The organism is Flavobacterium sp. CFS9, from assembly GCF_041154745.1.
In the GTDB taxonomy this organism is placed as follows: Bacteria; Bacteroidota; Bacteroidia; order Flavobacteriales; family Flavobacteriaceae; genus Flavobacterium.
The window spans coordinates 1,923,126-1,943,263 of the sequence record NZ_AP031573.1 but is presented as its reverse complement, the minus strand read 5'-3'; the positions used below and the strand labels follow the sequence as shown (position 1 = coordinate 1,943,263).

Sequence of the window (20,138 nt, the reverse complement as noted above, 5' to 3'; positions counted from 1 at the left end):
ATGTTGTAATTTTGCAAAAAATATTGAAGATGGTCAAGATTGGCAACATAGAATTACCCGAATTTCCTTTATTACTCGCACCGATGGAAGATGTGAGCGATCCGCCGTTTCGCAGATTGTGCAAAACGCATGGTGCTGACTTAATGTATTCTGAATTTATTTCGTCGGAAGGATTGATTCGTGATGCTATCAAAAGTCGAATGAAGCTGGATATTTTTGATTACGAGCGTCCTGTTGGAATCCAGATTTTTGGTGGTGATGAAGAGGCAATGGCACTTTCGTCTAAAATTGTTTCTGCCGTAAAACCGGATTTGGTGGACATTAACTTTGGATGTCCGGTAAAAAAAGTAGTCTGCAAAGGTGCAGGAGCAGGAGTTTTGAAAGATGTCGATTTAATGGTACGTTTAACCAAAGCGGTGATCAGAAGTACCGATTTACCAGTAACGGTAAAAACACGTTTGGGCTGGGATGACAGTTCTATTAATATTGATGAAGTAGCCGAAAGACTTCAGGATATTGGCGTTCAGGCTCTAACCATTCACGCCAGAACCCGTGCACAAATGTATAAAGGTCATTCAGATTGGTCACACATCGCACGTGTAAAAAACAACCCGAGAATTACCATGCCTATTTTTGGAAATGGCGATATCGACAGTCCTGAAAAAGCATTAAAATACAAAAATGAATACGGTATCGACGGGATCATGATCGGTCGTGCTGCGATTGGTTATCCGTGGATTTTTAACGAAATCAAACACTATTTTAATACCGGTGAGCATTTACCTGCTCCAACTGTAATCGATCGTGTTGAAGCAGCCAGAAATCATTTGCAATGGTCTATGGATTGGAAAGGCGAACGTCTTGGAATTGTTGAAATGCGCCGTCATTACACCAATTATTTCAAAGGAATTCACTCGTTTAAAGAATACAAACAAAAACTGGTTACTACCGATGAACCTGAAAATCTTTTCGCTGTTATGAAAGAAATTGAACAGGTTTATGCGGGATATGAGTTTGTTTAAAATATAATTTTTGTCAAATTTTGAAACTTTGACAAAAAACTTGACATAAAAGAAAGGCTAACCATTAAGTTAGTCTTTCTCTTTTACTGTCTAATTTTTAGTTCTTGACTTTCTCTAACTTTTCAAGTCTTTTTTCAAGATCAGAGAACCTTTTATTCTCTTTTTGAAGCTCATTAATTTTTTTATTCTGTTCAATAGTATAAAGCGTTAACTCTTCAATTTTTTGTAAAAGTTTTATATTCATCTCCGATAAATTAATACCTTTATTTTGCATTTCTTTAGCCGAAGCAATTTCCGGTAAATGTTTATTTTCTTTAATATAATTATCCACGAATTCTAACGATGGCAAATTATAATCTTTGTCAAAAACAAAATCAGCTCCGGCATCCACCGTAACCTTAACTTCTCGCGAATTAATATTTCCTGCTACTGTTAATTTTGAAGTTGGATTTATTGTCCCTATACCGACATTTCCATTTTCAGCAATTCTAACTTTTTCAGTTAGATCTTCATTATTATCCGCTTTTGTCCAAAAAGTCAAATACCCCATATATGTTCCTCCAGCTCTGGGCATTCCAATTCTAGCGATCTCGACAGATTCTTGTTTTGCACTTATTCTACCAACATCAACAAACGAAAAATCATTTCTTTTGCTTTTTAGGGAAACTACAGCCGGTGTTGTATCTGAGTTATAAATTTCTAATTTTTCACTTGGATTCGAAGTTCCTATACCAACATTTCCAGTAATTATTTGATCTCCTATAAAGTTATTTTTCCCTCTGGTTGCTAATTCATGCCACTTTGGGTTGGTTGCAGTTGCATCTCCTGCAGCTAACTTTCTGAAATATAATTTATCATTTTCAGATATAATTGAGGCTATCTGTAATTGATAGTTATTGTTAAGGTTTGGGTGTCTCACTACAAATAAATGTTGCCAATCATTTTCAGGAACTTTTCCATTTGGATTAAGCGCACAATAAGTTCCTGAAAGAAGAGGCACCGTAAAATCTCCAATTCCAGTAGCTAATCCATTTCCAATTTGTTGAGATTGCATCGTAAAAGCAAATAGGCCAAGTCCAATAGTAATCTTAATTTTTCTAAACCGATTTTTCATTATTCTATATTTAAATATTTTGATTGTTTTAAGATTCAAAAGTACCATTTTATATACGTTTTATGGTCAGTCACTATTTATACCAAACAAAAAAACCTTCAAAATAGAAGGTTTTTCTCGTATTTAAAAAATGCTGATTTTAAGAATTACACCTGAACCCTTTTCCATTTTCCTTTTTTGTAAAAGAAAATCCCCGCTAAGGTTATAGCAGTTTCAGCAACCGGAATGGCAATAAAAACACCTTTTGGTCCCATATTAAAATGTTTCGCCAGCACAAATGCCAACGGAATCTGAAACAGCCAAAATCCAAAGAAATTAATTCCTGTTGGTGTCCAGGTATCTCCCGCCCCATTAAACGTGTTGATCAAAACCATCCCGATTCCGTAAAAAATAAATCCGATACTCATAATCTGTAAGGCTTCAACAGCAATTGTTTTCACCATTTCATCATTGGTAAAAAATGAGATGATATATTCTCCAAAACATAAGGTGACAATCATAATTGTTGCCATAAAAATAACATTGTATTTGGCTGTGGTATAAACAGATTTTTCGGCGCGCTCAATTTGTTTGGCCCCTAAATTTTGTCCCACCAAAGTCGCAGCGGCATTACTCAATCCCCAAGCCGGAAGAATAAAAAACATCATTATCCTAAGAGCAGTCTGATAACCTGCCGATCCGTGATCTCCTCCCGTTGTTGCTACCAATTGTGCCAGAAAAATCCAACTGCAGGAAGCTATCACAAACTGTAATACACCCGGTGCTGCAATTTTTACTAAGGCATTTATCTGTTTGAAATCCGGTAAAAAATATGACATTTTTATTTTCAAAACTCCATTTCCGTAGAACAAATGATAAACTTGATACAAAACACCAATACTTCTTCCGGTAGTTGTGGCAATCGCCGCACCAAGTAAACCAAGTGCAGGAATTTCCGCAAAACCATTAATTAGTATCGGACATAAAATAATATTGCAAATATTGGCAATCCAAAGACTTTTCATTGCGATTGCAGCATTTCCGGCACCACGAAAAATTCCATTAATCAGGAATAAAAATGTAATGCTTAAACTGGAACCAATCATAATTTGGGTATATCTAAAACCATGTTCGGCTGCGTCTGCAGATGCTCCCATTAAAAGAAGAATATCCTTGGCATAGATAATTCCAAAAATGCTTAAAAAAATACTTAACACAAATGCAATAACGATGGCCTGCATTCCCGCTTTTGCTGCAGCGACAGGATCTTTCTCTCCAATTCGTCTCGCCACGACTGCAGTTGCTGCCATACTCAAGCCAATGTCCAGAGAATATATAATTGTTAAAACAGATTCGGTTAAACCAACTGTTTGAATGGCAAAACTGCTATGTTCCAAATGTCCTACAAAGTACAAATCGACAAGAGCAAAAACAGATTCCATCATCATTTCCAAAACCATAGGAATGGCTAATAGAATGACTGCTTTTTTAATATTTCCTGCCGTATAATCAAAAGACTCATCTCCTTGGAGAGCTTGTTTTAAAGTAGTGTAAATTTTAGAAAATAGATTTTTCTCTATGGTAGTTTCTGTCATGATATATTAAGATAAATGATAAAATTTGTTCAGATGTAATGATCTGAACTCAAAAAACAAACGTAAGTATCCTAATTATTCCAAAAATAAAATAGGACTAGGCAGAAACTATCATATGCTGCAGATTTTTAATACGGTAAATATAGGTAATATTTTTCTGGTAGAAATACTAATCGAGAAGCTTTTTACTCACACGGCTGCTTGCAATTAAAGAAGCAACAAAACCAAGTGATACAATGGTTGCCATCACAATGAGTACATTTTCTAAGGTAAAAACTACCGGATAGGCCAAAGTGGGTGTCAGCATAATCAGATTGTATTCTTGTTGAAGCAATACTAAAATAATCCCTAAAACAAGACCAATTATACCTCCAAATACACTTAACAAGGTTCCCTGAAGCAGGAATATTTTGCGTAAACCGGTGATTTCTGTTCCCAGATTAAAAAGCGTTTTCAGATTAGGCTTTTTCTCCAAAATCATCATAATTAAGGCACCTACTAAATTAAAAAGCGCCACGATAATTACCAATGTAAAGATTAGATACACTACAATATTTTCGGTATTGAGCATCTTATACAAAGATTCGTTAAGCTGTGCTCTGTTTTTTATAGTGATTTTATTTTTGAATAGCTTTTCAAGCTGAGATCGAATAGCCGTTTCATTTGCATTTTCTTTCAGATTGAATTCTATTCCGGAAATCTGATTGGTTTTATACATCAGTAATTCCTGCGTCAGACCCAAATCAGCAAAGACATACTTTGAATCTAAATCCTCACTGATCGAATAAATTGCGACGGGCAAAACATCTGTTTTATTGAAGGCTTCTTCCGGATTTTCGATAGCTCCTTTTCCGGGTTTAGGTGCAAATATTTGCAAAGGGTTTTCGAAATCCAGAATCCCTAACGAAAAATCACGGGCAATTCCGTAGCCAATAACCACCTGATACGTATCCGGTTTCAGCCATTCTCCGTTAAAAAGTTTTTTCTTAATATCGTTAACAACAACATAATTTTTGTCAACACCCTTTAAGTAGGTTACAAGCTGTTTGTCTTTAAACAGAAACAAAACCCGCTCTTCAATGATTTTACTGTACGAAGCAATTCCTTCAATTTTTTTAAGCTGAGCTTCCTGATCCGGTGTTACAAAAAAAGACTTCCCGTAAGTACTGCTTATTTTCAGATCAGGATCAATTTCGTTGGTGAACGAAAGACTGAAGACTTTTAGTCCGCTAAAAACGGACAAAACCACAAACAAAGCCATTGTTCCAACAATAATTCCCATGCTGGCAATACGATTGATGATATTGATAGCATTGTTTTTACTTCTGCTAAAAATATAACGTTTGGCTATGTAAAGGGGGAAATTCAATTTATGATTTTCTTCTTTTTTCTAAAAGATCACGGTTTTCAATTGGGTTTTCTCTGTTCGATAACGCATTATCAATCTTTTCGATATAATCTAAAGAGTCATCAATAAAAAACACCAAATTTGGCACACGACGCAATTGCAAACGCACACGTTGTGACAAATCGTGTTTGATTAAAGTTGTATTTGACTTTATTCCTTCTAAAGTTTCCTGGGCTTTATCCTGAGGAAAGATGCTTAAATATACTGTCGCTACCGATAAATCTGTAGTAACACTAACTTTGGATACTGAAATTACTAAATTAGTGATTCCGTTTTTTCGCACTTCACCTTGCAAAATATCAACCAAATCTTTTTGGATGACACCGCCTATTTTTTTCTGTCTGTTTGTTTCCATACTGCAAAAATACTATTTTTAAATTTCAATCGGTGCAATTTCAAATGAACAATAGGATGATTTTTGTATTCTGGTTCACTTTCTTTCAAAAATAGCTCTCCTTCTAAAGAAAATTCAACAAATACTCTACTTGTTTCAACATTTTGAAAAGTTGCGAAACATGATAAAGGTCATTTGTTTTACGTGTATTATTTCACAATTTTAATGAAAATAATACAACACTTCCTATTATGAAAAAGAGAGAACCTATCAGTCATATTATGACTAAAAGCGTCATTACTGCAAGTGAAAATGACGACCTTAAAAAAATCGTTGAACTTATAAAACAACACAATATCCGCCATATTCCCATTGTCAGAGGCAAAGAAGTAATTGGTATCATAAGCCGCACGGATATTAATCGCCTAACTTTTGGTGCTTTGTTCGAAGGACAGCAAGAAGCTGACGAAGCTATTTTAGAAATGCTCACTATCCCTCAAATCATGACTTCAAAACCAAAAACAGTTTCATCAGATACCAGTATTCGGGATTTAGCTCAAATTTTAGTTACTGAGGAATTTCATGCACTGCCTGTTGTCGACAATGGCAAACTTACCGGAATTGTAACCACAACAGATGTTATAAAATATTTACTTGAACAATACGATTAACTTCAAATAACAAAAAACCTTTTCACCAGTCTATTTCCGGTGAAAAGGTTTTTTTCTATTTAAGTGTGAATCGACTTTATTACTGCACAGTTTTGAAATTTTTTTAAAAATTAAACTTAAAACTGCTGTTGACTACTATTATCTGTTTTGCAGCCATCCTTCCGGATTGTTATTGGATGTATTTTGAAGAATTAAAAACTTAATAATTGTTTTTCCGGTATCACCACTGGTTCTTACTTTTCCAATGCTTTGTTTCACATTTACTTTATCACCTTTCTCCACAAAAACCTGACTAAGATTTTGGTAAACTGTAAAATAATCTCCATGCTGAATCATAACAGCTCTGTTAATTGGAGATAAAACAATTACACTCGATACTACTCCTTCAAATACGGCACGGGCACTTGCTCCTTGTTCTGTTGTAATTTCGACTCCTGAATTGTGCACCGTTAATGACGGATAAAGAGGATGGGGCTGATCACCGTATCCTAATGAAATAAATCCTTTTTCTACCGGCCATGGTAATTTTCCTCTGTTGGCTTTAAAGTCGGCAGCTAAAATTTTTCCTTCCGGAGTTAATGCAATTTTAGAAGAAGATACCGGAACTTTAGATGCTGTTGAACCCGGATTTTCTTTTGCTCTTTCCAGGGCAGCTTTTCTGTTGGCTTCCGCAATGGCTTCACGAATCAAACGATCAATTTGTCTGTCGATTCTTTTGGCTTCCTGCTGTTTGCTTTTCGTATCGGCAATAATTTTATTTTTGTCCTTTTTAATCGAATTAACTAGCTTTTGCTGCTCTTTCTTTTCGGTTTCTAAACTTTGTTTTTCTTTTTCATTTTCAGCAATAATTTTCTTCTTCACAATACGCTGACCGTTTAATCTGGCATTATACTCTTCCAGCTCCGCGGTTTTAGTTTGAATTTCTAATCCCTGATTTTTTCTGAAATTGGTATATTGTTTTAAGTATTGTGCTCTTTTGTAGGCTTGCAAAAAGCTCTCTGAAGATAAAATAAACATAGCTCTGCTTTGCTCAGATCGGCTTTTGTATGATTTAAGAATCATTTTTGAATAATCTGCCTTTAATACTTCCAGTTCTTTTTTAAGTTTATTAACCTTAACCTGATTAATATACATATCATTACTCAAAAGTCTTTCCTGTTTTGCAGTAGTATTAATCAGCTTCTCTTTCAGTTTGATTTTATTGGACTGAATTAAATAAACATTTACTGCCGATTTTTCTTTTTTCTTTACCGATTGCAGCATTTTTTCATTATCTCTAATTTCCTGCTGGATCTGAGCTTTACGCTGTTCCAGTTTTTCTTGTTGCGAATCTTGTGCCCACATAAAAGTAGTGGCACATATAAAAATTAGGCTTAGGAGAAATTTTGGCATGTTTATATTTTCTTTTTGCAAATTTACTTAATTATAACTTTCTTATAACCACTTGGCACACTGTAAGGAAAAGAAAGTTCTTCGTTAAACGAAATCGTATTGTAATTTAAACTAATATTTGTTTTTCCTTTTGGCTGAACCGCACTGATTTCAATACTTGTAGGAAGTATTCCCTGATTGAAAATCTTACTGTCGGCATAGGAAATCTGCAGGAATCTGTTTTCTGATGGCTGTGAGATCTCTTCTTTTTGCAACAGGTATTTTTCGGGATCCAAATAGAATGATTTCTTCAAATTAGAATCTTTTTCATCTTCTAAACGAAAAAGATTATCTACTATCGTTTGTGCATATTTTCCTTTTCTCAAATCGTCTAAAGCTTCACCAACCAATAGATTCTGAACTTTACTGTAATCGAGTTCTGTTCCCAGCCACTTACTTAAACTTGTAAAATCGCCTTCATAATAGGTACCGTTTATTTTTTCGTAGTAGCTTACTGCTGTTGGCGTAATCAAAGCTTTTGCCATAGTAATCCCCAGGAAACGAACACTTACTAAAATTTGTTTGTCTTTTTCAATTTTAATCTCAGCTGTAACATTCTGACTTTGTTTATCGTCAACATATCGTGCACCGGCTTTTACGTAAAGCGTTGAAAAATCTAACTTATTGTTATAGTGGTTCTCTATTACTTTTTTTTCTTCTTTTGGAGTAATTTCTTTTACTTCGCTGGTATTGTTCTGTACTGCAACCGCCTTTGATTTACAGGAAATCATAAAAACCGACAATATCGCTATCGCTATATACTTTTTCATCTGGACTTAATCTTTTACTTTTTTTTCTTTAATAATTCATTTGCCTTCAAAAAGTATTCCTCTTTTTTCTTTGCATCTCCCAATCCATTGTAAGCCTCTCCCAACTGAATATTAAAATTTGCCTCTAGTGTTTTGTCCTCTACTACATAATCGAGTCCTATTTCTAAAACGGTTTTTGCATTTTTAAATTGCTTTAACTGATTGTTTCCTAAACCTGCATAATAATAAAACTGCGGCTGACTTGGATACACCTCAATCATGCTCATCGCTCTTTTTGTCATTGGCTCGAACTGTTTCATCTGAGCATATGCTTCAAGCAAAAGCAAATTGGTCTCGCGGTCTGTCTCTGAATTGGCTTTTAAATCTTTTTCATAATATTTAATCGCATTTTCAAACTGACCTTTGCTGTGATAGAACTTTCCAATTTCTTTGGCCACATCCACACTAGGATCATTATCGAAATATGAAATGGCTTTCTCTAAATCTGCAGCATATTGTGGATTTTTGTTCGTATAGATCAAAAACTCATTTAAGGTACGATGTTTTATTTTGGAATCGATTTTTGAACTTCCCAAAATTACATTCATTGCCTTAATCGCTTTATCGGCCTGATTGGCATCCAGATACACTTTAAACAAACTTACCTGTGCCCATTCTGACGTTGGAATCTCCTTTGCCAGTTGTTTCACAACATTCAGTGCTTTATCTGTTTCTTCTGATTTTGAATATAAAAAAATCAGATTTACATAGTTTGATTCTTCTTTTGGATGCTGCTTTATCTGCTCAATCAAGTTATCAATTTCTGCATTTTGATATTTTCCCTGAGATAAGATCTGCAATCTATAACGATCACGATCTTCAGATTTTCCAAATTTTTCATTCATTTCATTGATCGCCACCAACGCTTTATCAAACTGATTGGTGATCATATACAGCGAAATCAAATCGTCTTTGTACTCTTCATCAAAAACCATTATTTTCTGAATGGTTTCTATAGCCAAAGGATAGTTTTTGGTTTCATAACTTACGTCATAAATTCCCAACCAATACCATTTGTTTTTAGGATCAAGCTGAGTCGCTTTCTCAAACGAATCCTGCGCGCTTCGATAATCTTTTAAGGACAGATAATTTTTCCCTAGTTCAAAATAAGCTACCGCATCATTGGGTTTTAGCTTGATACACTTTTGTAATGAAGTGACGGCCTTATCATAATTTTCAATTCCTTTTTGTTTCAATGATTCATAAAAAGCATCCTGATACTCATCAGTTGCCACAGCAATATCTTCCGGTTCTGTTTGAGCCATAATCGAAATGGGATTGCCAAGCAAAACGAAAAATAAAATTGCGATAACTCCTTTTTGTATCATTCCTTTAAATTTATTTTTAAACAAAAACGAATCTATTCCAACTGATAATCTATTCTAAAACGGAATAATCTCCAATGCTGACACTGCTAAACTTACCATCATAAACTACATGATTTCCAATCATTGCATTGTCAAGCTGTGCATTTTTTATTTGAGAATACGTTTGTATTAAACTGTTGCTAATTGTACTGTCTGTAACGTGACAACCTTTACCAATGGATACATTTGGACCAACTGTGGTATTTTTCAACACTACATTTTCTCCTATATAACATGGTGGAATGATAGTAGAATTCTCCAATTTCACATCGTAATCTACTAAATGCTCTCCATCATTGTGTAAAAACCCTAACATTCTTGAATTGGTTTCAACGGTAACATCTTTATTTCCGCAATCCATCCATTCATCCACACTTCCGGTTTTAAACACTTTACCGTTTGCCATCATGGCTTTGATTCCATCATTGATCTGATATTCTCCACCATTTTGAATGTTATTATCCAAAACTCCCTGAAGTTCCTTTTTCAAATCACCTACTTCTTTAAAATAATAGATTCCAATAACTGCTAAGTCAGTAACAAATTCTTTTGGTTTTTCTACTAATTCTATAATTTCATTATTTGGATTTAATTTTACTACACCAAATGCTTCCGGCTGATCCACTTGTTTCACCCAAATAACAGCATCGGCAGAAGGGTCTAATTCAAAATCAGCTCTGATTAAAGTATCTGCATAAGCAATTACAGCAGGACCTGATAAAGATTCTTTGGCACACATAATCGCATGGCCGGTTCCTAAAGGTAAATCCTGTCGGTAGATTGAAGCTTTAGCTCCTAAACTTCCTGCCAATTCTTCTAAACTTGCAACAAGATCGTCTCCAAAAAAAGCAGGATCCCCTAAAATAAAGGCAACTTCTTCAATAGGTTCTTTTAAAATTTTGGCAATGTCTTCCACCAATCGGTGCACGATCGATTTACCTGCAACAGGAATTAATGGTTTTGGAACTGTTAAAGTATGTGGTCTTAGTCTTGATCCACGACCCGCCATTGGAACGATTATTTTCATTTTATTTTTTTTATTTTTTAGGTGAAGATGTTTAAATCTTCTGAGATTGGTTCTTTTTTATTTAACCGCAAAGTCCGCAAAGATTAATCGCAAACAATGCTAAGTATTTACACTTCATTTTTAAGATCGCAAAGCACGGAACTGCTTACTGCGACCGTGACTGAAAACTATTTCACTCCAGTACTCCCGAATCCTCCTTCTCCTCTTGAAGTTTCAGAAAGTTCTTCGACTTCAATCCACTCTGCTCTCTCGTGTTTTGCAATTATCAGTTGTGCTATTCTCTCTCCGTTTTCGATTACGAATTCTTCGTTGGATAAATTTACTAAAATTACACCTATTTCGCCTCTATAATCTGCATCAACGGTTCCCGGAGAGTTTAAAACCGTTACTCCTTTTTTCGCTGCCAGTCCGCTTCTTGGTCGTACCTGTGCTTCATAACCAATCGGTAACTCTATAAAAAGTCCGGTTTTTACAATGGTTCTTTCTAAGGGTTTTAACGTAATGGCTTCTGTTAAATTGGCACGTAAATCCATTCCTGCCGAAGCGATCGTTTCGTAGTTTGGTAAAGCGTGCTGTGATTTATTGATAATTTGTATTTTCATTTTTATTATAAAAGATTAAAAAGTACCGTTACTTTTTATTCATAATTCCTTTGATAGTTTGTTTTTCGTTATGATAAACAAAATAGACAAAGCCTAAAAACAAAGGGATTCCAACAAAGTAATTTTCTCTGAATCCGTAAAACGAAATAGCCGAAAATATTATTGAAACACCTAAATAAGCTCCAATTTTGTTCATATCATAAGGGATGGGATAGTATCTGTTTCCTAAAACATAAGAAATCAACATCATACTTCCATATGCAGAAATAGTCGCAATTGCAGAACCGTAATAACTATATACCGGAATTAAAACATAGTTTAAAATCAAAGTCACGATGGCTCCCACGATTGAGATATAAGCTCCGATTTGTGTTTTGTCTGTCAGTTTATACCAAACCGATAAGTTGTTATAAATCCCTAAAAAGAAATTTGCCAAAATAATCAACGGCACCACTTTCATGGCCTCCCAATACGATTTATTATCGAGCAACAAATATTTTAAAACGTCTGCAAATACAATAACTCCCAACAAAATCAGTGATCCTAAAATCACGAAGTATTTTGTAATTACGGCATAGGTCTGTGGTGCATTTTCGTTTTTCGCATGACTGAAAAAGAACGGTTCGATCCCTAATCTGAATGCAGTGGCAAATAAAACCATGAACAAACCTAATTTATAACAGGCTGAATAGGCTCCAACTTCGGATTTTGCAAGATTCTCCGGTAACAGATAGCCCAGCAAAATTTTATCAAAATGTTCGTTAACTGCGAAAGCAAGTCCTGCCACTAAAATAGGCAAACCGTATTTCATCATTTTCTTCCAAAGTACCGGATCAAATTTTCGTCCAAGCGAAAGATAGTTTGGTGAAAGCACGATAAATGTCGCTAAACTCGCCAATAGATTTGCAATGAAAATATAGGCAATCTGAAAGTTTTCCACATACAAATTATCCCAAACAGAATTAGGATTTGATGCTGCCAAATTAGGAAGGTATAACAAAAAGAATATGTTCAGCAACAGATTGATTATAACATTTCCAATTTTAATCGCCGCATAAACCATAGGCCGCTGATTGGCTCTTAACTTAGAAAAAGGGATTAAAACCAAGGCGTCCAAAACCAAAATCCAAACGGTATACGTGATGTATTGCACATCGACCTCGGCCAGATTGGCCAGTGTATTTCTAAAAATTAAGGCTGCAAAAAGGAAAATTATCGACGACCAAAATATCGAAATTGTAGAAGTTGCGATTACATTTTTCTTATCTTCTTCGGCACTGTAAAACCTAAAAAATGCCGTTTCCATTCCGTACGAAAGTACCACATTAAAGAAAACCATCCAGGACAAAACAATCGAAACTTCACCGTATTCTGCAGTTGGTAAAATACCTGTATACAATCTGACTAACAGAAAACTCAGCATTCGCGGCAAAACCGTTGCTAGTCCATAAATAGCCGTTTGTTTGAATAGATTTTTATATAATCCCAAAATATATGTGTGTAATAAAATTTATAAAACAAAAATAACCAATTCTTTGGTTTATTATTGATTTTGCAGTTCAATAAAAGAACTTACAGAAATTTTAGTGCGTTAATTTTTTCTCGTCTAAAATTTTAACAAAATGAAAACCTTTTGGTCCGTACCCCTGATTGTAATAGAAACGGTGCGCGGCAAAATTTCCGGTAAAAGCATCCAAAACGATACTGCTGCAATCTAAATCAATCGCTTTTTGTTCGATATAATCGGTTAGTAATTTCCCGATTCCTTTTGATCTAACGTCTGGATTTACCACAAAATTGTCTATCTCAAGATATTTACCTGTCCATAATTTGGTAGCCGACCAGCAGCCGGTAATCCCTAAACAAACGCCCTCTTCAAAAACTCCGATCTGGATATAATTATGAGGAACCATTTCTGATAGATAAGCGGTATACTTTTCGAGGGTAAGATTTGGATAAAGAAATCGCATGGTATCAATCTGATCCACCATTTCTTTGATTGTCGTGAGTTCTTGTATTTGTAGTTTCATTGTTTAAAAAAATAGATTTCAAAAATACTCAATTTTTTCCATTGCTCCTCACAAAATTCAGCTGCAAAGCCACATGTAAAAGCTGTAATAAAGTTCGAAAATTCTGTAAGCGAAAAAATAGCTTCTATGCTAACTTTGTAACAAAGGGAATGAGAAAAGCTAGAATACAACCCTTCAAAAAAAGCAAAGCATGAGGACAAATAAAGCTAGTTTGTTCCTATAAAAGACAAAGCAACGGGACTGATTCTGCTGAAATGTAACCCTCAAAAAAACAGAGCATTGGGACTAATAAAGCTAGTTTGTTCCCACAAAAGACAAAGCACTTGGTGATTTATAAAATGGTATTGATTCTCTTTTTTTGACTAAATTGAGAATCACCATTTTATAAGCTTCATTTCAAAAAACAACAACCCTATATATAAAAAAGGAGCCGACATTGATATGCCGGCTCTTTTGCTTTTTCTTATACTGAAATGTTCTTATCCATTCAAAGCTTCCGCTCCACCAACGATTTCTAAAATCTCGTTAGTAATAGCAGCCTGACGCGCTTTGTTGTACGTCAATTTCAATTGGTTTCTTAATTCAGTTGCGTTGTCAGTTGCTTTGTGCATTGCTGTCATACGTGCTCCGTGTTCTGAAGCAAATGAATCGCGGATTCCTTTATATAATTGTGTTTTCAATGATTTAGGAATCAAAGTCAACACGATTTCTTCTTTTGAAGGTTCAAAAATGTAATCTCCTGTAGAAACTGCAGCATCAGATTTAATTGGTGCTAATGGTAAAAACTGTTCTGTCTGAACAATTTGAGTTGCAGCATTTTTAAACTGATTGTAGATCAATTCGATTCTGTCGTACTCTCCAGTAAGGAATTTCTCTGTTAAGTTATCAGCAATTCCGGCAACATTTTCAAAAGTTAAATGATCAAAAATTGCATTATGATGACCGTGTACTTTATGCGTTTTGCTTAAAACATCATTTCCTTTTTTACCAATAGCAAAAACGTCAACTTGTTTTCCTGCGTAAAATTCGGTACGATTCTTAACCTCTTTAATTACGTTAGAATTGAATGCACCACATAAACCTCTGTTTGAAGTTATGGCTACAAGCAATACTTTTTTTACTTCACGTTGAGTAGTGTAATCTCCTCCAACTTCACCATCAAGTGTAGCGGAAAGATTTTGCAACAACTCCGTTAATTTCTCGGCATAAGGGCGCATCGCAGTGATTGCATCTTGTGCTTTCTTAAGCTTTGCAGCAGAAACCATTTTCATAGCCGATGTAATCTGCATCGTCGATGAAACGGAAGTAATTCTATTACGGATTTCCTTTAAATTTGCCATTAATTTTATGTTTATTGTTTGTTGTTTTTAGTTTATTGTTGGGACAAACCACAAACAATAAACTAAAAACTATAAACTAAATATTAGTTATATTTTGCTGAAATTTCTTTTGCTGCTTTTTCGATAACATCAGTAATGTTGTCATCTAACTTACCAGCTTTTAACGCGTTAAGCGTATCTTTATGTTTGCTGTTTAAGTAAGCTAAGAAATCAGCTTCAAATTCTTTTACTTTATTTACAGGAACGTTTCTTAATAAGTTTTTAGAACCTGCATAGATAATAGCTACTTGATTTTCAACAGGATAAGGATCATTTAAACCTTGTTTCAAGATTTCAACGTTTCTTTTTCCTTTTTCAATTACGTTTAAAGTAACTGAATCAAGATCAGAACCAAATTTAGCGAAAGCTTCTAATTCACGGAATTGAGCCTGATCTAATTTTAAAGTTCCTGAAACTTTTTTCATTGATTTAATCTGAGCATTACCTCCAACACGAGATACAGAGATACCTACGTTAATCGCAGGACGAACTCCAGAGTTGAACAAATCTCCATCAAGGAAGATCTGACCATCTGTAATCGAAATTACGTTTGTTGGGATATAAGCAGAAACGTCACCAGCCTGTGTTTCGATAATTGGTAATGCAGTTAACGAACCACCACCTTTTACGATAGACTTGATAGAATCTGGTAAATCGTTCATGTTTTTAGCAATTCCATCATCAGCAATTACTTTACAAGCACGCTCTAATAAACGAGAGTGTAAGTAGAAAACGTCTCCAGGGTAAGCCTCACGTCCCGGTGGTCTTCTTAATAAAAGAGAAACCTCACGGTAAGCAACAGCTTGTTTAGATAAATCGTCATAAACAATTAAAGCCGGACGACCTGAATCTCTAAAATATTCTCCAATTGCAGCACCTGCGAAAGGAGCATAAACTTGCATTGGAGCTGGATCAGAAGCATTAGCTGCAACAATAACGGTATAAGCCATTGCACCTTTTTCTTCTAACATTTTAGCAATTCCTGCTACAGTTGAAGCTTTTTGTCCAATTGCAACATATATACAGAATACAGGTTTTCCTGCATCATAAAATTCTTTTTGATTTAAGATGGTATCGATACAAACAGTTGATTTACCTGTTTGACGGTCACCAATTACAAGCTCACGTTGTCCACGACCTACCGGGATCATAGCATCAACTGCTTTTACTCCAGTTTGTAATGGCTCCGTTACCGGCTGACGGAAGATAACACCAGGTGCTTTTCTTTCTAACGGCATTTCATATAAGTCTCCTCCAATTGGTCCTTTTCCGTCAATTGGAAAACCAAGAGTGTTTACTACACGTCCTACCATTTGCTCACCTACTTTAAGAGAAGCAATACGTTGTGTTCTTTTTGCTGTTGATCCTTCTTTGATTCCAGTTGATGGTCCTAAAAGTACCACACCAACGTTGTCTTCTTCAAGGTTCAATACAATAGCTTCAAGTCCGTTGTCAAATTCAACTAACTCACCATATTGTACATTCGATAGCCCGTAAATACGAGCAATACCGTCTCCAACTTGAAGTACTGTTCCTACTTCCTCTAGCGTAGCACCAGATTCAAAACCTTCTACTTGCTTTCTTAATATTGCTGAAATTTCAGCAGGTTTGATTTCCGCCATCTTAATTTATAATTTAGACACTTTTATGTGTAATAAAACTAATTACTTAACTCTCTTTTTAATACCTGCAATCTGTTTGCAACAGAAGCATTGTATTGTTGATCACCTATTCTTAAAATAAACCCTCCAATGATAGATGGGTCTACTGTATTTTCAATTGTTATTTTTTTATCCGATAAAGTAGCCACTTTTGCCAAAACTTTAGCTTCTAAAGCGGCATCCATTGGGATTGCTGTTGTAACTTTTGCTACTTCAACACCATTACCTTCGTCAAATATTTTTTTGTATTCTAAAGCAATAGCTTCCAGAATTTCAAATCTTTTGTTTTCAAACAATAAATGAAATAACCCTTTAGTTACACCATTTACATCTGCGAAAACTTCTAAAAGAGCACTTTCTTTCACTTCAACTTTTGTAGTTGGGTTTTGAATAAAGGCACTTAATTCTTCATTACTTTCAATTGCCACAGCAATTGACTTCATATCGTTATTGACAGCTTCGGCAACACCTTTAGAGTTTGCTAAGTCCAGAATTGCTTTTGCATAACGAATTGCTGCTCTTGTACTTGCCATAATCTTAGTTTAGCTTTACGTCACCTAACATTTTCTCTACTAATTTAGTTTGAGATTCTTTGTTAGATAATTCTTCTTTCAATAATTTTTCAGCGATGCTTAATGATAAAGTTGAAACTTGTGATTTCAATTCAGCCATAGCAGCATTCTTTTCACTTTCGATAGCAGCTTTAGCCTGCTCGATCATTTTCTGACCTGCTTCTTGTGCTTCGTTTTTAGAATCAGCAATCATTTTCTCTTTCATTTCACGAGCTTCTTTTAGCATCGCGTCACGCTCTGCACGAGCTTCATTCAAAATTCTTTGATTGTCAGCTTGTAAGTTTTCCATTTCTCTCTTTGCATTTTCTGCAGAAAGTAATGCATCTTTAATACCTTCTTCTCTTGCTGTAATAGATTCCATAATTGGTTTCCAGGCAAACTTTACTAAAAGTAAAATCAATACCAACAAGATTAGTGCTTGCCAAAAGAATAGACCGAATGAAAAATCATTAATTAACTTATCCATTTTATAACTATATTAAATATTTAATTTCTTTTTTTAAAAGTAACAACACCTTTAACCAACCGTTAAAGATGTTGTCATTTCTTTCTTTATTATTTTCCTAAGATTAAAGCAGCAAACGCTAAACCTTCTAATAAAGCCGCGATAATAATCATCGCAGTTTGAATTTTACCAGCAGCTTCTGGTTGACGAGCAATCGCGTCCATAGCAGATCCACCGATTTTACCTAAACCTAAACCTGCACCGATTACTACTAAACCTGCACCTACTAAAGTTGGAATTGTTCCCATAAGTATTTATATATATAAAATTAAACTTCTAAATTAAATAATAACATTCTCTTCGTGACCGTGTTCGTGATCATGGTGGTGATCCTGAACAGCCATACCTATAAATAATGAAGATAACATTGTGAAAATGAACGCTTGCAAAAATGCAACTAAAACTTCAATTACCGAAATAAATAATGTTAGCCCCAGAGAGATTGGCAAATCTGCTGCTAAATTTTTACCTACGAAAATCATCGCGATCAAACTCATAATTACTACGTGACCTGCAGTAATATTTGCATACAAACGAATTAATAATGCAAATGGTTTTGTTAATGTTCCTAAAACTTCGATCGGAGCTAAAATAATTTTCATCGGAACTGGTACTCCCGGCATCCAGAAAATGTGTCCCCAATAATCTTTGTTCGCACTGAACTGAGTAATGATAAAAGTAAACGCAGCTAAACAAACTGTGATGGCAATATTTCCTGTAACGTTAATTCCAAGTGGAGTCATACCTAATAAGTTTAACAACCACACAAAGAAAAACACCGTTAAAAGGTAACCCATAAATTTTCTGTATTTTTTCTCTCCAATATTTGGAACAGCGATCTCATCTCTGATGAAAATAATAAGCGGTTCTAATATTCTTCCAAAACCAGTTGGGATTGGTCCTTTTTTATAGGACTTCGCTAATCCGGTAAACATTAAAAATAATAATACCGAAACAAAAAGCATTGACACTACATTTTTTGTAATCGAAAAATCTAATGGTTTTTCGTTTTCAGGATGTCCGTGGTCATTATAAGTAATAGTTCCGGCAGCATCTGTTTTGTAAATTTTACCGTGAACTAATTTGTAGAAGTTTCCGTCAACTTCAGCAACTGCTTCACCGTGGTGTAATTTTGAAGAAGAGAAAATTTTCAAACCTCCGTCAATAAGAATTACAGGTAATGGAAAACCGTAATGTTTATTTTCTTTTTCATCTGAGAAGAAAACAAAATCATGAGAATCTTGTAAGTGATGATCAATAAAAGCGTCCACTTTTGCTTTTGGATCAAGAGCTGCATGCTCTTCTTCTGACGGCGCGTTATGTGAAATTACTTTTTCTTCATGAGCGGCTTCGGCATGTACATGCGTTGAGTCATTCTCTGAATTTGCAAAACTCATTACTGGAGAACAAGCTACTAAAGCTGCAAGAATAAATTTGAGCGGTTTGTTTGAAATCACCATATCTGTTAAAAATCTTATTTTTTACGTTTCTAAAATTTGGTGCAAAGGTACATTTTTTATTAATATTCAAAAGGATATGAAAAATTATTTTTGAACCTTCTTTTGCATAATCCCCATTTTAATGCTTTTCATTTAATAATCGGACAGTTAAAAGCGTCTGAAATAACAAAAACAAAATAAATGTTATAAAAAAATTGATTTTTTCAACCATCACTTCGCCCGTTTTATTTTCCAGAATCGGTCTTAAAATTAAATAAGCCAATAACATTTGACTGGCAGTCCCGAAAAGGAAAGCCATTCCGACAATTTCAAAATTCTTCTTTTTTACTACTACTAATATAAGGTATAAAAATGCCGACAGTCCGAAAAAAATCAAATACAAAAAGGCTGTACTGTAATAAAAGTTTTCGGCATTAATTTCTAAAACTGAAAAAAGTGCTTTGTGCAAGACATAAGCCGCCAAAGCAAAAAAGAATAAATATAAAATGGGTTTGTAATTTTTTAAAAGCATTTGAAATATTTTTTTGCAAAGATGCAATATTTATTTCAAGCTGTTTAAAAGATGATTTACTTTGTTTTATTGATTTCGTTAACCTGACGAATTACATTATACAAAGCCAGTCCAACTCCAATCATGACAAAAATGGTGTTGTAATCTAATTTTGGACTGGGGTGATTTTCATCCAGCCAGGTACCAAAATAGGAGAATAAAAAAATAATAATCCCCATTTGGACGGGAATATTAATGAGCGGAAGCCACTTGTTCCTTTTGTTTTTGTTCGGTTCCTTTTCCATCTTTTAGGGTTACATCTTTAGTATGAGTTAACATGGTACAGGTAGCGGTAAAATTTGCACCTGGTTCTATAGACAGTTTTCCTATGGCAACTTCTCCATGAATCTGTGCCGATGCTTTTATATTAAGGACTTCTAAAACTTTAATTTTTCCCTGAAATACTCCTTCAATATCGGCATTATTACAAACAATTTCACCTTTAACAACGCCGGAGGCTCCAATAACCAATTTACCTTGTGAAGTAAAATTTCCTATCAATTCTCCGTCCAGTCTAAAATCGTCTTTAGCAACGATGTCTCCTACAATAGAGGTTCCTTCAACTATTCTATTTGTTTTTCCTAAAAGTTCTGTTCCGTTTTTTTTTACTTTATCAAACATG

Annotated in this window: 22 protein-coding genes; 2 read left to right on the top strand and 20 right to left on the bottom strand. The window is 34.7% G+C overall.

From position 1 onward, the window contains the following. Positions 1 to 29: 29 nt before the first annotated feature. Positions 30 to 1,022, top strand: a complete 993-nt coding sequence (gene dusB / locus ACAM30_RS08550; protein ID WP_089076640.1) for a tRNA dihydrouridine synthase DusB — start codon at positions 30 to 32, stop codon at positions 1,020 to 1,022. Positions 1,023 to 1,119: 97 nt separating this feature from the next. Here dusB and ACAM30_RS08545 read toward each other — a convergent pair whose 3' ends face one another. From ACAM30_RS08545 to rbfA, 4 genes are all read right to left on the bottom strand, one after another. Further along, complete coding sequence (locus ACAM30_RS08545) at positions 1,120 to 2,184, bottom strand: hypothetical protein (protein WP_369618105.1); 1,065 nt, start codon at positions 2,182 to 2,184, stop codon at positions 1,120 to 1,122. A gap of 98 nt (positions 2,185 to 2,282) precedes the next feature. Then, entirely contained in the window at positions 2,283 to 3,710 is a 1,428-nt protein-coding gene (locus ACAM30_RS08540; RefSeq protein WP_369618104.1) for an MATE family efflux transporter, read from the bottom strand. A 169-nt stretch (positions 3,711 to 3,879) separates the two neighbouring features. After that, positions 3,880 to 5,079, bottom strand: a complete 1,200-nt coding sequence (locus ACAM30_RS08535) for an ABC transporter permease (RefSeq protein ID WP_369618103.1) — start codon at positions 5,077 to 5,079, stop codon at positions 3,880 to 3,882. A gap of 1 nt (position 5,080) precedes the next feature. Next, positions 5,081 to 5,473: a 30S ribosome-binding factor RbfA gene (gene rbfA / locus ACAM30_RS08530; protein WP_017496883.1), complete on the bottom strand. Its 393-nt coding sequence runs from the start codon at positions 5,471 to 5,473 to the stop codon at positions 5,081 to 5,083. A gap of 230 nt (positions 5,474 to 5,703) precedes the next feature. Here rbfA and ACAM30_RS08525 point away from each other — a divergent pair, with 230 nt between their 5' ends. Then, on the top strand, positions 5,704 to 6,123 hold the full coding sequence (locus ACAM30_RS08525; RefSeq protein ID WP_369618102.1) for an HPP family protein: 420 nt from the start codon (positions 5,704 to 5,706) through the stop codon (positions 6,121 to 6,123). A gap of 138 nt (positions 6,124 to 6,261) precedes the next feature. Here the strand turns inward: ACAM30_RS08525 and ACAM30_RS08520 are convergent, their stop codons facing one another. The 16 genes from ACAM30_RS08520 to ACAM30_RS08445 all read right to left on the bottom strand — a co-directional run bounded on the left by ACAM30_RS08520 (position 6,262) and on the right by ACAM30_RS08445 (position 20,137). Further along, positions 6,262 to 7,515: a murein hydrolase activator EnvC gene (locus ACAM30_RS08520; RefSeq protein WP_369618101.1), complete on the bottom strand. Its 1,254-nt coding sequence runs from the start codon at positions 7,513 to 7,515 to the stop codon at positions 6,262 to 6,264. A 23-nt stretch (positions 7,516 to 7,538) separates the two neighbouring features. After that, positions 7,539 to 8,324: a DUF4292 domain-containing protein gene (locus tag ACAM30_RS08515; RefSeq protein ID WP_369618100.1), complete on the bottom strand. Its 786-nt coding sequence runs from the start codon at positions 8,322 to 8,324 to the stop codon at positions 7,539 to 7,541. 14 nt (positions 8,325 to 8,338) lie between these two features. Beyond that, positions 8,339 to 9,691: a tetratricopeptide repeat protein gene (locus ACAM30_RS08510; RefSeq protein ID WP_369618099.1), complete on the bottom strand. Its 1,353-nt coding sequence runs from the start codon at positions 9,689 to 9,691 to the stop codon at positions 8,339 to 8,341. Positions 9,692 to 9,740: 49 nt separating this feature from the next. Beyond that, a complete protein-coding gene (locus ACAM30_RS08505; protein ID WP_369618098.1) occupies positions 9,741 to 10,757 on the bottom strand; it encodes a sugar phosphate nucleotidyltransferase in 1,017 nt (338 codons plus the stop codon). 167 nt (positions 10,758 to 10,924) lie between these two features. After that, on the bottom strand, positions 10,925 to 11,359 hold the full coding sequence (gene dut / locus ACAM30_RS08500) for a dUTP diphosphatase (protein ID WP_017496876.1): 435 nt from the start codon (positions 11,357 to 11,359) through the stop codon (positions 10,925 to 10,927). A gap of 28 nt (positions 11,360 to 11,387) precedes the next feature. Further along, a complete protein-coding gene (locus ACAM30_RS08495; protein WP_369618097.1) occupies positions 11,388 to 12,848 on the bottom strand; it encodes a lipopolysaccharide biosynthesis protein in 1,461 nt (486 codons plus the stop codon). A gap of 94 nt (positions 12,849 to 12,942) precedes the next feature. Further along, positions 12,943 to 13,389, bottom strand: a complete 447-nt coding sequence (locus ACAM30_RS08490; protein WP_369618096.1) for a GNAT family N-acetyltransferase — start codon at positions 13,387 to 13,389, stop codon at positions 12,943 to 12,945. Positions 13,390 to 13,868: 479 nt separating this feature from the next. Continuing rightward, positions 13,869 to 14,729: an ATP synthase F1 subunit gamma gene (gene atpG / locus ACAM30_RS08485; RefSeq protein ID WP_017496873.1), complete on the bottom strand. Its 861-nt coding sequence runs from the start codon at positions 14,727 to 14,729 to the stop codon at positions 13,869 to 13,871. 83 nt (positions 14,730 to 14,812) lie between these two features. Beyond that, positions 14,813 to 16,390, bottom strand: a complete 1,578-nt coding sequence (gene atpA, locus ACAM30_RS08480) for a F0F1 ATP synthase subunit alpha (RefSeq protein WP_017496872.1) — start codon at positions 16,388 to 16,390, stop codon at positions 14,813 to 14,815. Positions 16,391 to 16,428: 38 nt separating this feature from the next. Next, entirely contained in the window at positions 16,429 to 16,962 is a 534-nt protein-coding gene (gene atpH, locus ACAM30_RS08475) for an ATP synthase F1 subunit delta (RefSeq protein WP_369618095.1), read from the bottom strand. Between the two features lie 4 nt (positions 16,963 to 16,966). After that, positions 16,967 to 17,467, bottom strand: a complete 501-nt coding sequence (locus ACAM30_RS08470; RefSeq protein WP_017496870.1) for a F0F1 ATP synthase subunit B — start codon at positions 17,465 to 17,467, stop codon at positions 16,967 to 16,969. Positions 17,468 to 17,556: 89 nt separating this feature from the next. Next, the gene (gene atpE, locus ACAM30_RS08465; protein WP_008465835.1) at positions 17,557 to 17,754 is read right to left on the bottom strand and encodes an ATP synthase F0 subunit C; all 198 of its coding nucleotides are present in this window, start codon (positions 17,752 to 17,754) and stop codon (positions 17,557 to 17,559) included. Between the two features lie 33 nt (positions 17,755 to 17,787). After that, the gene (gene atpB, locus ACAM30_RS08460) at positions 17,788 to 18,966 is read right to left on the bottom strand and encodes a F0F1 ATP synthase subunit A (protein ID WP_369618094.1); all 1,179 of its coding nucleotides are present in this window, start codon (positions 18,964 to 18,966) and stop codon (positions 17,788 to 17,790) included. 118 nt (positions 18,967 to 19,084) lie between these two features. Beyond that, a complete protein-coding gene (locus ACAM30_RS08455) occupies positions 19,085 to 19,477 on the bottom strand; it encodes a hypothetical protein (protein ID WP_369618093.1) in 393 nt (130 codons plus the stop codon). Between the two features lie 56 nt (positions 19,478 to 19,533). Next, positions 19,534 to 19,761 carry an AtpZ/AtpI family protein gene (locus ACAM30_RS08450; protein WP_202700912.1) on the bottom strand — a complete coding sequence of 76 codons (228 nt, stop codon included), beginning with the start codon at positions 19,759 to 19,761 and terminating at the stop codon, positions 19,534 to 19,536. Next, positions 19,709 to 20,137, bottom strand: coding sequence for a polymer-forming cytoskeletal protein (locus ACAM30_RS08445; protein WP_070906208.1), 429 nt, complete (start codon positions 20,135 to 20,137; stop codon positions 19,709 to 19,711). The genes ACAM30_RS08450 and ACAM30_RS08445 overlap by 53 nt, the downstream gene beginning before the upstream one ends. Position 20,138: the final 1 nt, after the last annotated feature.

Coding starts and splice junctions, on each gene's coding strand:
- atpG (WP_017496873.1), bottom strand. CDS start 14,729: ATGGCAAATTTAAAGGAAATCCGTAATAGAATTACTTCCGTTTCATCG.
- dusB (WP_089076640.1), top strand. CDS start 30: ATGGTCAAGATTGGCAACATAGAATTACCCGAATTTCCTTTATTACTC.
- ACAM30_RS08450 (WP_202700912.1), bottom strand. CDS start 19,761: ATGGAAAAGGAACCGAACAAAAACAAAAGGAACAAGTGGCTTCCGCTC.
- atpB (WP_369618094.1), bottom strand. CDS start 18,966: ATGGTGATTTCAAACAAACCGCTCAAATTTATTCTTGCAGCTTTAGTA.
- ACAM30_RS08505 (WP_369618098.1), bottom strand. CDS start 10,757: ATGAAAATAATCGTTCCAATGGCGGGTCGTGGATCAAGACTAAGACCA.
- atpH (WP_369618095.1), bottom strand. CDS start 16,962: ATGGCAAGTACAAGAGCAGCAATTCGTTATGCAAAAGCAATTCTGGAC.
- ACAM30_RS08445 (WP_070906208.1), bottom strand. CDS start 20,137: ATGTTTGATAAAGTAAAAAAAAACGGAACAGAACTTTTAGGAAAAACA.
- ACAM30_RS08510 (WP_369618099.1), bottom strand. CDS start 9,691: ATGATACAAAAAGGAGTTATCGCAATTTTATTTTTCGTTTTGCTTGGC.
- ACAM30_RS08540 (WP_369618104.1), bottom strand. CDS start 3,710: ATGACAGAAACTACCATAGAGAAAAATCTATTTTCTAAAATTTACACT.
- atpE (WP_008465835.1), bottom strand. CDS start 17,754: ATGGGAACAATTCCAACTTTAGTAGGTGCAGGTTTAGTAGTAATCGGT.
- ACAM30_RS08545 (WP_369618105.1), bottom strand. CDS start 2,184: ATGGTACTTTTGAATCTTAAAACAATCAAAATATTTAAATATAGAATA.
- atpA (WP_017496872.1), bottom strand. CDS start 16,390: ATGGCGGAAATCAAACCTGCTGAAATTTCAGCAATATTAAGAAAGCAA.
- ACAM30_RS08520 (WP_369618101.1), bottom strand. CDS start 7,515: ATGCCAAAATTTCTCCTAAGCCTAATTTTTATATGTGCCACTACTTTT.
- ACAM30_RS08525 (WP_369618102.1), top strand. CDS start 5,704: ATGAAAAAGAGAGAACCTATCAGTCATATTATGACTAAAAGCGTCATT.
- ACAM30_RS08490 (WP_369618096.1), bottom strand. CDS start 13,389: ATGAAACTACAAATACAAGAACTCACGACAATCAAAGAAATGGTGGAT.
- rbfA (WP_017496883.1), bottom strand. CDS start 5,473: ATGGAAACAAACAGACAGAAAAAAATAGGCGGTGTCATCCAAAAAGAT.
- ACAM30_RS08455 (WP_369618093.1), bottom strand. CDS start 19,477: ATGCTTTTAAAAAATTACAAACCCATTTTATATTTATTCTTTTTTGCT.
- ACAM30_RS08515 (WP_369618100.1), bottom strand. CDS start 8,324: ATGAAAAAGTATATAGCGATAGCGATATTGTCGGTTTTTATGATTTCC.
- ACAM30_RS08470 (WP_017496870.1), bottom strand. CDS start 17,467: ATGGATAAGTTAATTAATGATTTTTCATTCGGTCTATTCTTTTGGCAA.
- dut (WP_017496876.1), bottom strand. CDS start 11,359: ATGAAAATACAAATTATCAATAAATCACAGCACGCTTTACCAAACTAC.